Below are 13,887 nucleotides of genomic sequence, written 5' to 3'. Positions count from 1 at the left end.
GTATTAGGCGCGGATTATAAAGGTTTCGACTTTTCCGCTGTGCTGGCAGGGCAAACCCACGTAAGCCAGTATGTGCTGCCCGAATCCGGCACCGTAGGTAACTTTTACAGCAGCTGGGCCGATAACCGCTGGAGCCCCACTAATCCCAACGGCACCTATCCGCGTGCGGATAACCGGGCTTCTGCCTCTATTAACGGGGGCCTTTACAACAATACATTCTGGTTGAATAATGCATCGTTTTTACGGTTAAAGAACATTGAGCTGGGCTATACCATCAATGCCGAAGTGCTGTCGCGCATACGGATTGCGGGGCTGCGCGTGTACGCCAATGCCTTTAACCTGTTTACCATTACAAAGGTGAAGGACTATGATCCGGAAGGCGGCGGCCTGGGACAAACCTACAGCAGCAGCGGCCAGTTTTACCCCCAGCAGCGTATTGTGAACCTGGGTGTGAATGTTAAGTTTTAAACAGTAAAAAAGAAGCCATGAGAACTAGCAATTATATTATATACATATGGATGGTTACACTGGCAGGCATATTTGCTTCGTGTAAAAAAAACTACCTGGATATTGTACCTACGGACCGTGTGCCGGATGTGGCCGTGCTGGCCGACTCCGCCCTGTTTGAAGATTATGTGATTAACCGCTACATGAGCATTAAGCTGCAGGATAAGGAAGGCGAAGGCACGAACCCCGGCTTTGGCCGTGGGTTTGAATATGCCATGTGGAGCTCTCTTACAGATGAATCTATTTATAACAATGATGATAATACCTGGCTGGTGCAACGCGGGCAGCTGGCGCCGGAGAACACCGGTATTGCAGGCACCATCTGGGGAAGAAGCTACCGCAGCATCCGCGAGTGCAATTATGCGCTCACGCATATAGACAGTGTGGTGATGAGCGCAGGGCATCGCACCCAGCTGAGAGGCGAGCTGCATTTCATCCGCGCTTTCCGCTATCACGACCTGATCCGCAATTACGGCGGCGTTATACTCATGGGCGATAAGGTGTATAACCTGGAAGATGACCTCACCGATGCATCATTATTCACCCGGTCTTCTTTAAAAGATTGTATTGACTATGCCGTGGCAGAGCTGGACAGCGCTGCTATGGAGCTGCCCCTGGCAAATGACGACAGCTGGCAGCTGGGAAGGGCTACCAAAGGCGCTGCGCTGGCATTGAAAGCCCGCCTGCTGCTGTATGCCGCCAGTCCGCTGTATAACACCGGTACCTGGGCAGCCGCCGCCGCTGCTGCAAAAGCAGTGATGGACCTGGGCAAATATTCGCTGGATGCGGATTATGCTAAATTATTCCTGACGCCCGGCAGCAACGAAATCATTTTTGAAAGACAGTATGCCATTGGCGCGCGCCATGTTTGTATGGAAATAGCCAACGGTCCTAATGGCTATAACGGCTGGGCGGGCAACACGCCTTTACAGAACCTGGTGGATGCCTACCAGATGAATAACGGCAAGGACATCACCGACCCTGCTTCCGGTTACGACCCGCAGCACCCTTACGACAACAGGGATGCCCGTTTTTACGCCACCATATTGTATAACGGCGCCGCCTACAGGAACACTACCGTGCAGATATACACACCTGGCGGGAAAGACAGTAAAGACGGACCTTCCAACTGGAACACCACCAAAACCGGGTATTACCTGCGCAAGTTCATGGATGATAAAAACCCGATTGACAATCCCTGGAATGTGGCCGGCCTGCAGCCCTGGATTTATTTACGCTATGCCGAAGTGCTGCTGAACTATGCCGAAGCGCAGAATGAAGCCGTTGGCCCGGATGCTACCGTGTACAGCGCCATGAACCTCGTACGCCAAAGAGCCAGCCAGCCGGCGCTCCCGGCAGGCCTTACACAGGCGCAGATGCGCGATGCCATCCGTAAGGAACGGCAGGTGGAGCTGGCCTTTGAAGAACACCGGTTTTATGATGTGCGCCGCTGGAAAATAGCAGACGTAACGGAGAATGTGCCGGCTTACGGTGTTGATGTAACAACAGACGGCAGCGGTAACTACGTATATACGAGAAAGGTAGCCTTAAGCGGCAGGATGTTTGCCGCCAAACATTACTGGCTGCCCATTCCAAGAGCGGAGATACAGGCATCCAATAACCAGATAGAACAAAACACCGGTTACTAAAAATAAAAAGTAAAAAAGTAAAAAGTAAAAGCTGCTACGAAAATGAAAAGTAGTCACAACACCGTATCGCTGCATTATTTTTACTTTTTACTTTTTTACTTAAAGAACGGCTATGCGACCTATTATACTATTACTATTATGCGTTACCGGGGCAGGCGTTGTACAGGCGCAGGTTAAACCGGTGGTTGTAAGCGTGGATGCCGGGGTTACTTACCAGACTATCAGCAACTTTGGCGCATCGGATGCATGGTCGTGCCAGTTTGCCGGCAGCTGGCCCGATAGCAAAAAGCAGCAGCTGGCTGACTGGCTGTTTAGCATGGACACCACGGCCCAGGGACAGCCGCAGGGCATAGGACTTTCACTGTGGCGCTTTAATATTGGCGCGGGCAGCGCGCAACAAGGCGATGCCAGTGGCATTAAAGATGAATGGCGCCGCGCGCCGTCGTTCCTGGAAGCCGGTAATACCTGGAACTGGAAAAGCCATGCCGGGCAGCTATGGTTCTTACAGGCCGCAAAAGCAAGCGGCGTGCAGCAGTTCCTGGCTTTCCTGAACAGCCCGCCGGTGCAGCTCACAAAGAACGGGAAAGCATTTGCAAGCGAAGGAAAATGTAATATTGATTCCAGCCGGTACAACGATCTGGCTGCCTACCTGGTGCAGGTATTGAATGGCGTTTATACCACCACCGGCATCCGGTTTAATTACATCAGTCCTGTAAATGAGCCGCAGTGGGATTGGAGCGATGGCGGGCAGGAGGGATGCCCTTATACCAATGAGGAGGTCAGCGGGCTTGTACGCAGCATCAGCAGGGCATTTGCGGAAAAAGGGCTGGCCACGAAAATACTGGTGCCGGAAGCCGGCCAGCTGAATTACCTCTACGAAAAAGGGAACAAGCCTGCCAGGGGCAGCCAGGCCGGTTATTTTTTCGATCCGCGTTCCGCAGGGTACCTGGGCAACCTGCCACAGGTACAGCACAGCGTTGCCGCACATAGTTACTTTACCACATCGCCCTACAGCAAAGCAGTAGCAGTGAGGAAAAAGCTGGCGGCGGATATTGCAAATATAGGCGGCCTTGATTTTTGGCAGTCCGAATATTGCATACTGGGCGATAATGCAGGTGAGATCAACGGCAGCAAAAGAGATCTGGGTATGGATGCCGCTTTATATCTTGCGCGTGTTATTCATACCGACCTGGCGGTTGCCAATGCCGCTGCCTGGCAGTACTGGCTGGCTATATCGCCTTATAATTATAAGGATGGCCTGATCTACATTGATAAAAATAAAACGGGCGGGCAATACCACGACAGTAAAATGCTGTGGGCGCTTGGCAACTACAGCCGGTTTATTCGTCCGGGCGCACAAAGAATACAGGTAACCATTAAAGACAGCGCAGCCCTTGAAAAGGATCTGTTGATCTCTGCGTACAAAAACACCGATAATTCCATCAGCATAGTAATAGTGAACAATGGCGCGGCAGCAGCGGACATTACCCTCCGCTGCCTGCATGCGCAATTAGGCCGGGTACGTTCCTACACCACGTCAGACAAGGGCAACCTGGCTCCCGGCAGCATGGATAATGCTGCAGCAAACAGCATCCGTATTCCTGCCCGTGCAGTGGTAACCCTCACGGCAAAATCTTGATTAAATTAGCAAAGCATGAAAAGGATTAGCATAGTTATTATTACTATGATGGCTTTTTGTATAACAGCTGCGGGGCAGCAAACCGGCGCACATACTTTCGCATTGGGCGATTCTGTTTTCCTGCTGGACGGCAGGCCTTTCCAGATGATCTCCGGCGAAATACATTATCCCCGTGTGCCGCGTGAATGCTGGCGTGCGCGCATGAAAATGGCAAAGGCAATGGGGCTGAACACCATTGGCACCTACGTGTTCTGGAATGTGCATGAGCCGGAAAAAGGCCATTATGATTTTTCAGGGAATAATGACATTGCCGCCTTTGTAAGAACCGCCCAGGAAGAGGGCCTGTGGGTTGTGCTGCGGCCAAGCCCCTACGTGTGCGCAGAGTGGGAGTTCGGCGGCTATCCTTACTGGCTGCAGAACGAAAAAGGATTGGTGGTGCGCAGTAAGGAACCGCAGTACCTGCAAGCATATCGCAATTACATAAAGGAAGTGGGCAAACAGCTGGCGCCGTTACAGGTGAACCACGGCGGTAATATTTTAATGGTGCAGGTAGAAAATGAGTATGGCTCTTATTCAAATGACAAGGAGTACCTGGCTATTAACCGTAAGATATTTGAGGAAGCCGGCTTTGACGGCCTGCTGTTTACCTGCGATCCTGCGCCTGCCATCAAAAACGGGCACTTACCGGGCCTGCTGCCTGCCATTAACGGGGTAGACGATCCTGCAATGGTGAAACAGCTCATCCGCACCTGGCATAATGGAAAAGGGCCTTTTTATATTGCAGAATGGTACCCGGCCTGGTTCGACTGGTGGGGAACCAAACACCATACCGTACCTTATGCGCAATACCTGGGCAAGCTGGATAGTGTGCTGGCTGCAGGCATTTCCATTAATATGTACATGTTCCATGGCGGCACTACCCGGGGATTTATGAATGGCGCCAACTATAACGATCACAGTCCTTATGAGCCGCAGATCAGCAGCTACGATTATGATGCGCCCCTGGACGAAGCAGGTAATCCTACAGAGAAGTTCATGAAATTCCGCGAAGTGATCAGCAGGCATTTGCCGGCCGGGCAATCGCTGCCGCCGGTACCGGCGCCAGGGCCGGTGATTAAGATACCCGCCATCCGGTTCACACAAACCCGCAACATATTTGACCTGCTGCCTTCGCCGGTTAACAATAAAACCCCTTTAACGTTTGAAGACCTGGGACAAGCCTACGGCTGGGTGCTGTACCGCACCACGGTGAACGGCGGTAAAGCCGGCCTGCTGAAGATCAGGGAGCCGCGCGACTATGCGCTGGTGTTCATTAATGGCAAAAGAGCCGGCGTGCTGGACCGGCGCTTAAACCAGGACAGCCTGCAGGTACGGCTGCCTGCCGGTAAGGTAACACTGGATGTGCTGGTGGAAAACCTGGGCCGCATTAACTTTGGCCCTTACCTTTTGCATAATAAAAAAGGCATCACGGAAAAAGTGCTGCTGAATAACAAAGAGCTGCTGAACTGGCAAATGTTCCGGCTGCCCTTTGATACCCTGCCTGCGCAAACAGCCAAAAGCCATGCACCTAATCCCGGTAATGTGCCGGTGCTGAAGCAGGGCACCTTTGTTTTATCAACCCCGGGAGATACTTACCTTGACATGAGCGCCTGGGGTAAGGGCGTGGTATGGATCAACGGCCATAACCTGGGCAGGTATTGGGAAATTGGTCCGCAGCAAACCATATATGTGCCTGCGGAGTGGCTGAAGCAGGGCGTTAACCAGGTAGCGGTGCTGGAGCTGTTAAAGCCCGGCCGGGAGGTGTTAACCGGCATAGATCATGCGGTGCTGGATGTGCTGAAGTAAGGGAAGGGTTGGGAACATCAAAGCCGTTGAATTTAAATGTTCAACGGCTTTGCTGTTTTTACCATCAGCGGGCAGGCAGGGGTGAGCCCCTGGCTGTGCGGGGCAGCCAGGCGCCCGACCGAAATGCGGTTTCAATATTTAATTACTGTAAATCAATATATTATATAACCTCTCCCATTTTTCCCCACTACATTTTTTCCATTTTTCGCTACAAAAGTGACATCCCCAAAGCGCAAATGAGCGGTACTTTACACAGCCAATATAAATTCCGCTATGAACATTATTCCATTTTATCGAAATCCGGCAGCAGGGCCGTATGCCCCTGTTGCATTATTCCTTACCTGGCCAACACCACCTGCGGCCAATCCTCAGCCATCCACTCTCACATCCTGTTTTGCCATTACCCCCTTAAAACCAATTGTCATATGAACAAAAAGCTAAAAACTACTGCGCGCTTGCTGCTTACCAAGCTGCTTTTATTTTCCGTGTTATTGGTCAATGCCCAAAACCGGACCATTAAGGGAAAGGTAACTTCGGCCGACAAAGGAGGGCCGCTGGCCAATGTAACCATCCTGTTAAAAGGATCCAATACCAGGACCACCACCGATGCAACTGGTAACTTTTCCATTAGCATACCAGGCAACAATGCGGTGCTGCTCTTTTATATGGTGGATTATACTACCAAAGAGGTGCCCGTGGGAAATCAAACCACCTTGGATGTTGCCCTGGAACTCAAGAATGAGAACCTGGGCGAAGTAGTGGTAGTTGGGTACGGCACCGTTAAAAAGTCGGACGTTACCGGCGCGGTGGTGTCGTTGAAATCAAAAGACCTTACGCCCGGCGCCAATATTAACGTGGAGCAAACCTTGCAGGGCAGGGCTTCCGGCGTGCAGGTGTACCAGAAAAGCGGTGAGCCGGGGAGCGCCATGAGCGTGAAAATCCGCGGCGCCAGCTCCATTACCGCGGGGAATGATCCCTTGTACGTGATAGACGGCATGCCCGTGAACAACCTATCCCCGGTAGGAGGCAGCGGCGCCGGTTTTGTGGCCACGCCCAATCCCCGTAACCCGCTGAACAGCCTGAACCCGGCGGATATTGAGTCCATCGAAATATTAAAAGACGCTTCAGCCACAGCTATTTACGGCTCCCGCGGCTCCAACGGCGTGGTGATTATCACTACCAAAAAAGGAAGGAGCGGGAAATTAAGCGTTAACTACAATGCCTACTACGGCACACAGCAGGCGGCCAACTCGCTCAAAATGCTCACCGGCCAGCAATATAAAGAGGTGCTGAACGCTATTATTGATGATGGCGGCGGCGTGGCCTCAGAACGCGTGACCAATGACCCGGTGAATGTAGACTGGCAGAAAGAGCTGTACCGCACCGCCAGCGTGCAAAGCCACGACCTTTCCTTTTCCGGCGGCAAGGATAATACGAAGTTCTATGCATCCCTGGGCTATTTCAACCAGGAGGGCGTGGTAAAAAATTCTTCTGTAAAACGGTACACCGCAAGGCTTAACCTGGAGAACAGCGTTGCGGAAAAATATGCCTTCGGCATCAACCTTAATACCTCTTATATAAGAGATAACTTTAACTCAGTAGGCATAGGGGTAAATGAAAACGGCAGCGCCCTGTATGCCGCCATCAACTACGACCCGTCTTACCCGGTGTATAATGCAGACGGTACCTATAACCGCTCGCCGTTTATGACCACGCTGGACCATCCCCTGATACTGATCAACGGGCAGTATGCTAACAGCGATGGTTTCAGGACCTTCGGCACCATCTACGGGGAATACTATTTTATTCCCGGCCTTTCCCTTAAGCTGAAAGGCGCCGGTGATGTGAACACCACCCAGCGCAACACCTGGCTGGACCCCACCACCATATTAGGATCGCCCACGGGCGGCATTGCCTCCATTAACACCGGTAATGTGAACTATTACATGGGTGAGGCTACCGTTAACTATAAAAAAGACATTGGCAGCGACCATTCCATTAACGCCGTAGCCGGTAGCACATATGAGCATTTCGGTTCCAATTCCTTTGGAGGTAACGGCCGCGGCTACTCGCTGCCCGATCTTACCTATAATGCAATAGGTACGGGCAACAGCACGTTGAACCAGATAGGCAGCGGCAGGGCTTCTACCAAAATCATCTCGTTCCTGGGAAGGGTGAACTATACCTACAAAAACCGCTACCTGCTCACCGCCAGCTTCCGGGCCGACGGCTCTTCCCGGTTCGGGCCTAACCACCGCTTCGGGTATTTCCCATCGGCTGCACTTGCATGGAAGATGCATGAGGAGTCTTTCCTGAAAAAAGCAAGCTTCATAGATGAACTGAAGCTCAGGGTAAGCTATGGCGTAATCGGCAACCAGTCCATCGCCAACTACCTTTACATCACTACCTTCTCCGGCGGCGGCAACGCCGTATTCGGAGGGGAGCGCTATACCTCGCTGGCGCCTTCCCGCGTAGCCAACCCCGATCTGAAATGGGAGGCCGCCAAACAGGCCGACCTGGGTATTGACTTTGCATTGTTCAACAGCCGGCTCTCAGGCTCTATTGAATATTATGACCGGCGCACCTCCGACCTGCTGCTGGATTTGCCGCAGCCTTTAAGCACCGGCTTTGGCGTAAAAACACAGAACATCGGCCGCATGAAAAACACCGGTATTGACCTGCACCTGGCCGGCGACATACTCCGCAGCAGCAAGGGCTTTAACTGGAATATGGGCGTTGTGTTCTCCACGGTGAAGAACGAAGTGCTCAGCCTTGGGCCTTTGTCGCAGATACTCACCGGCGGCGCGGGCTTTATTGCCAATGCCAGCATCATCAAACCCGGCGCCTCCCTGGGTTCTTATTACGGCTATGAAGTGCTGGGCGTATGGCAAACCAATGATGATTTTTCCAACGCCCCTGCAGGCGTGAAGCCCGGCGACCTGAAATACCGCGACCTGGATAACAACAAGCAGATTAATGCAGACGACCGCGTGATCCTGGGCAAGTCGTTGCCCGACTTTACCTACGGTATCACCAACACGTTTTCATTCAGAAGGCTGTCGCTGTCCGTATTCCTGGAAGGCTCGCATGGCGCCAGCGTATTAAATAACGCTGCGGTTGACACTTATTTTCCCGTAAGCTTCCGCAGGAACAAGCTGGCGGAACCTTACCTGAACCGCTGGACGCCGGAAAATCCCACCAACGAGTACCCGTCATTTGTAAATCCCACCTCGCAGGGGCAGCAAACCGTGAACTCAAGAACAGTGGAAGACGCTTCTTACCTGCGCTTGCAGTCGGTGCGGCTCAGCTATGATTTTAAGCTGAATAACAAAGTGATCAGGGGGCTGCAGGCATATGTGACCGGGCAGAATTTATTCACGATCACAAACTATACGGGCATTGACCCTGCTGTAAACTCCATCGGGGATGATATTCTGAAAATAGACTACAGCGCTTACCCGATGACCCGCAGCTTTTTGTTTGGTGTAAATGTTCAATTCTAAAAACGGTTTTATGCAAAAGTTTATCATACTGTCTTTTATTATAGCGTCCCTGCTTGCGCATACCGGGTGTGAGAAAGCACTGGATGTAACGCCCGCGGGCGAGTTTGCCCCGGGAAATGTGCTGGCAACGGAAAAGGGCATACGCTCCGTATTATTCTCCTCCTATGCAGGCATACAAAATCCAACGCCTACACGCTGGCTCATCAACAATGCCGAAGTAACCACTGATATTGGCTTTAACACCGGCGGCGCGGAAAACCTTACCCTGGTACAGCTGATCAATTTTACCTGGGACGCTTCCCTGGGCACTTTGCAGGCAGATATATGGGCGCCTACCTACCGCGCTATCAGGGATGCGAACATTGTGCTGGAGAACATTAACAACGTGAACACCTCCGATGCCAATAAAAAAACATACGCGGCAGAAGCACGGTTCCTGCGGGCTTACTCATATGATATGTTATACAAGTGGTTCGGCCCTGTTCCGTTGCGCACTTCCAGCACATCGGAAGCCAGCCTTGCAAGGGCTACGGATGATGAGATGAAGACGTTCATTGAAACAGAGCTTACCGCCGCCATTGCCGACCTTCCGGACCCCGGCAAGGAGGAAGCGTTTGCACGGGCCAATAAAGGCGCTGCATGGAGCGTGCTGGCAAAATTCTATCTCAATACAAAACAATGGCAGAAAGCAGCCGACGCCTGCCAGCAGGTGATGAGCTTCAACTATTACCAGCTGTTTCCCACTTACCAGGATTTATTTAAAGTGGAAAATGAAGGGAATAAAGAGATGATCATGGTACATCCCTGCAGGAACCAGGAAGGTTTCGGCAACTGGTACACCGCGGGCTCACTGCCTCCGGGCTTCAAAACATCGGCGCAGATACCGGATTTCGTGTGGACAACCGCCATGGCCAATTTTGCCACGCAGTACCGCATGCGCTCGGCATTTACCAATACGTTCGACACCATTAACGACACACGTTCCATACTGCTCGTACGCCACTATGTGAACACCGCCAATGCAGTGGTAAACCTGCTGTCTACCCCCGACAATGTGAGAAGCCTGAAGTATTGGGACAATAACACCGTGGGTAACCACAGCGGAAACGACGTGCCCATTATCCGCTATGCCGATATATTACTGAGCCGCGCAGAGGCATTGAATGAGCTGAACGGCCCCACGCAGGACGCGCTGAACCTCATTAACCAGGTGAGGGAAAGAGCCGGCATTGCCGATCTTACCACCGCTGACGCCAGCAGTAAAGAAGCGCTCCGCGACCTGATTCTTCGCGAAAGAGGATGGGAATTTTACAGTGAAGGGCTGAGAAGGGAAGACCTTCTTCGCCAGGATAAATTTATTACGCTTGCAAAAGCAAGGGGTGTGACCGTAGCGGCAGACAAGCATAAGCTGTTTCCCATACCCCAGGCGGAAATTGATGCGAACCCGGCATGTAAGCAAAACACGGGATATTGATACAGTAAGCTAAAGGAAGTATTATAATGGTTAAATTAAGCGCTGCAATTATTTTGCTTGGATGCCTGATTGCATATTCATCCTGTGAACAACCCGCCCGGTACAGCAACCCTGCGGCCCCTGTGGGAAACGCTGCCCTCACGGTGCCTTCGTCTGTTGTACCCGTCATGGACCAGTGGATGCGTGATACCTATGTAATGACAGGGCCGGACGGGTATTATTACATGACCGGCACCACGGCCACTCCCGGCCGGGTGTTCCCTTCGGGGCAGGTGCATTGCTGGGATTACAACGACGGTTTGTATATGTGGCGGTCAAAGAACCTGCGGCAGTGGCAGCCTATGGGCCTGGTATGGGGCTTTGACAGGGATGCGGCGCCCTGGCAGCGGAAAGGCAGGCCGCTGGAGCCGGGCGCTATGTCGCCCAACAAAGACCGGCTGGATTCTTTTTACCGGGCGGTATGGGCGCCGGAGCTGCATTATATTAAAAGCAAAAGGAAATGGCTGCTGGTGGCCTGCCTGAATGGAGATGCCGGTTCGTTTGTGCTGGAAAGCGTTTCAGGCAAGCCCGAAGGGCCTTACAGGAATATTAAAGGAAACAGGGATAAACCCATTTTCCCGGATATTGACCTGAGCCTGTTTGAAGATGATAACGGACAGGTGTACCTGGTAGGCCATAATCATTTCATAGCCCGCATGAAGGATGACCTCAGCGATATTGCGGAGCCGTTCAGGAAGCTGGCGGAAACGCCTTACAACCCCGACCCGTATATTGAGGGTGTGTTTATTACAAAGCATAACGGCAAATACCAGCTGCTGCAAACAGTTTGGTCTGTTAAAAAAGAGAACGGCGCTTACTCCTACCTGCGGAACGACGGGAACAAAAAAGACTCATTGTACAGCTATGATGTGGTGATAGCGCAGGCCGATAACATTTACGGCCCTTACGGTCCCCGGTATGCCGCCATCCTGCAGGGAGGGCACAATAACGTGTTCCGCGACCGGGAAGGCAACTGGTGGTCCACCATCTTCTTTAACCCAAGAGGCATTATGGGCGCCAGGTTTAAGGTAACATGCAGGCCCGGCCTGGTGCCTGTTAAATGGGAAGATGGCCGGCTGCAGCCGGATAGTGCGCGCGCTGCTGCATTTTATGCTTCATTTAAAACAAACTGAAAACATGACCAGGAAAATATTCACAGCCATCATCGCATTGCTCCCTGTAGCGCTGCATGCGCAGGAAATAGGGGCCAACTTTAACCACGATCCCGAGATCATTGACCTAACATACCTGCGGAAGACACCCGTGGAATGGATCCGTACCACGCCTTATATTTTTGAATATATTAGAGGTGAAAAGGATCCTTCCACGGAACCCGGGCTGCAAAAGGTGATTGATGCCCAAAAGGCCGGCTACAAAGTAGCATTCGGTTTCCGCTGGGATTTCAAAAAATACAAATTGCCCATACCGGCTCCCGGGTCGGCCGAAGAAAAAAAGTACTTTGGCGTAGCTGCGGCCATACTGGAGCGTGTAGGCCCTTACGTGAGCATATTCAAGCTGGGCAACGAGCCTAACCTGGAAACAATGGAGCCGGATCTGCAAGTGAATGCAGCAGGCATAGTGCCGCTGGTACGGTTTACCGAAAGGCTGCTGAACGAAGTGGTGCTGCCTTATTATAAAAAACATCCTGCGCTTAAACATCCGGATATTTATGCCGGCTCCCTGCCCGCGCTTTTTGAAAAGGTACAGCAGCAGAAACCGGGTGTAGCAGGGCTGATACGGCTTGCGCAGGAGAACAGGAATATCAGGGGGCTTTCCATTCACCTGCACATCAGCGATTCGCTGGAAATGGACGAAGCTTTCAGGTTTGTAAGGTCTATCATGCCTCACAAGCCGATTATTGTGCCGGAGTTCTCTCTTTTCCGCCTGTATAACCGGCATGTGTCCGATGAACTGGGCGATAGCCCGGCAGGCATCAGCTTCGCCAGTAAATATCATTATGCGCCGGGTATGAAGTTGTATGAATGGTACAGCAAGGCAAACACGGAAAGGGTAAGCGCAGCGGAGTGGGCGGATATGTTCGCATCCCGTTCCTGGTTTCCGCCGCATTTTATGCAAACGTACTACCGGTACTTTCAGCGTTATGGCGTGGTGCTGGCAACCTACGGTTTTCTTAGCCAGTCGGCGCCGGCAAAGGTAGGGCCCAAAACGCCCATATGGTTCGTAAACCCGATATTCCCGATGAAAAGCCTGCAGCCGCAGGCCGATGGCTCTTTTACGCCCAACCCTTTGTGGTTTGATGATTTTGTAGATATTGTTAATCATGGAAATAAAAAATAGCACCTGCACCGCGCTGCTGTTTGCTGCGCTCCTTACCCTGGTGTGGAACGGCGCATTTGCCCAGTCAAAGCCCAACGTTATTATCTTATATGCAGATGATCTCGGCTATGGCGATGTGGGCTGCTACGGCGCAACAGCCGTTAAAACGCCTAATATTGACAGTATTGCCGCCAGGGGCGTACGGTTTACAGATGCGCATTGCACGGCAGCTACCTGCACGCCGTCAAGGCTATCCCTGCTCACCGGCAGGTACGCATTCAGGAATAATGCCGCCATTCTTCCCGGGGATGCGCCGCTGCTGATACGCCCTGGTACGGTAACCCTACCGGGTATGCTGCAGCAGGCCGGCTATGCCACCGGCATTGTGGGCAAATGGCATTTGGGGCTGGGCAACGGCACTATTAACTGGAACGGGCATATTGCGCCCGGGCCCAACGAAATAGGGTTCGACTATTCTTTCATTATTCCGGCAACATTAGACAGGGTGCCCACCGTGTTCGTAGAAAACGGCAACGTGGTTGGCCTGGATCCCCGCGACCCCATTACAGTAAGCTACAAGGGAAAGATCGGCAATGAGCCTACAGGCCTTTCAAACCCTGAGCTGCTGAAACAGAAAGCAGATACGCAGCACAGTAACACCATCATCAACGGCGTTAGCCGCATTGGCTTTATGACCGGCGGAAAGCGCGCCAGGTGGGTAGATGAGGAGATACCGCTTGTGCTGAATGCAAAAGCAAAGGATTATATTATTGAACATAAGAATAAGCCGTTCTTTCTTTATTATGCCTTTCCCAACATACATGTGCCGCGCATGCCCAGCAAGCAGTTTGCAGGCACCACCAGCATGGGCCCCAGGGGCGATGTGATTGCCGAAATGGACTGGCTGACCGGCGAAGTGGTGCACCTGCTCGACTCTCTTGGTATTTCGGAAAA

At 52.1% G+C, this 13,887-nt stretch carries 8 protein-coding genes and 1 pseudogene; all 9 read left to right on the top strand.

Annotation, left to right across the window (positions count from 1 at the left end; all coding sequences use genetic code 11):
• A pseudogene (locus VFS25_RS04575) lies at nt 1-468 on the top strand (SusC/RagA family TonB-linked outer membrane protein); the annotation flags it as partial.
• A gap of 17 nt (nt 469-485) precedes the next feature.
• Nucleotides 486-2,156 carry a RagB/SusD family nutrient uptake outer membrane protein gene (locus VFS25_RS04570; RefSeq protein WP_326460940.1) on the top strand — a complete coding sequence of 557 codons (1,671 nt, stop codon included), beginning with the start codon at nt 486-488 and terminating at the stop codon, nt 2,154-2,156.
• A 112-nt stretch (nt 2,157-2,268) separates the two neighbouring features.
• On the top strand, nt 2,269-3,795 hold the full coding sequence (locus tag VFS25_RS04565; protein ID WP_326460939.1) for a glycoside hydrolase family 30 protein: 1,527 nt from the start codon (nt 2,269-2,271) through the stop codon (nt 3,793-3,795).
• A 15-nt stretch (nt 3,796-3,810) separates the two neighbouring features.
• The gene (locus VFS25_RS04560) at nt 3,811-5,640 is read left to right on the top strand and encodes a beta-galactosidase family protein (RefSeq protein ID WP_326460938.1); all 1,830 of its coding nucleotides are present in this window, start codon (nt 3,811-3,813) and stop codon (nt 5,638-5,640) included.
• Between the two features lie 425 nt (nt 5,641-6,065).
• Nucleotides 6,066-9,143: a TonB-dependent receptor gene (locus tag VFS25_RS04555; protein WP_326460937.1), complete on the top strand. Its 3,078-nt coding sequence runs from the start codon at nt 6,066-6,068 to the stop codon at nt 9,141-9,143.
• Nucleotides 9,144-9,153: 10 nt separating this feature from the next.
• Nucleotides 9,154-10,617, top strand: coding sequence for a RagB/SusD family nutrient uptake outer membrane protein (locus tag VFS25_RS04550; protein ID WP_326460936.1), 1,464 nt, complete (start codon nt 9,154-9,156; stop codon nt 10,615-10,617).
• A 122-nt stretch (nt 10,618-10,739) separates the two neighbouring features.
• Nucleotides 10,740-11,789: a family 43 glycosylhydrolase gene (locus VFS25_RS04545; protein ID WP_326460935.1), complete on the top strand. Its 1,050-nt coding sequence runs from the start codon at nt 10,740-10,742 to the stop codon at nt 11,787-11,789.
• Nucleotides 11,790-11,793: 4 nt separating this feature from the next.
• Nucleotides 11,794-12,954, top strand: a complete 1,161-nt coding sequence (locus VFS25_RS04540) for a hypothetical protein (RefSeq protein ID WP_326460934.1) — start codon at nt 11,794-11,796, stop codon at nt 12,952-12,954.
• Nucleotides 12,938-13,887: sulfatase-like hydrolase/transferase (locus tag VFS25_RS04535; RefSeq protein ID WP_326460933.1), on the top strand; the 950-nt coding region annotated here is incomplete at its 3' end. The genes VFS25_RS04540 and VFS25_RS04535, both read left to right, overlap by 17 nt.

Source organism: Chitinophaga sp., assembly GCF_035761305.1.
GTDB lineage: Bacteria > Bacteroidota > Bacteroidia > Chitinophagales > Chitinophagaceae > Chitinophaga.
This window is presented reverse-complemented; position numbering and strand designations above follow the sequence as displayed.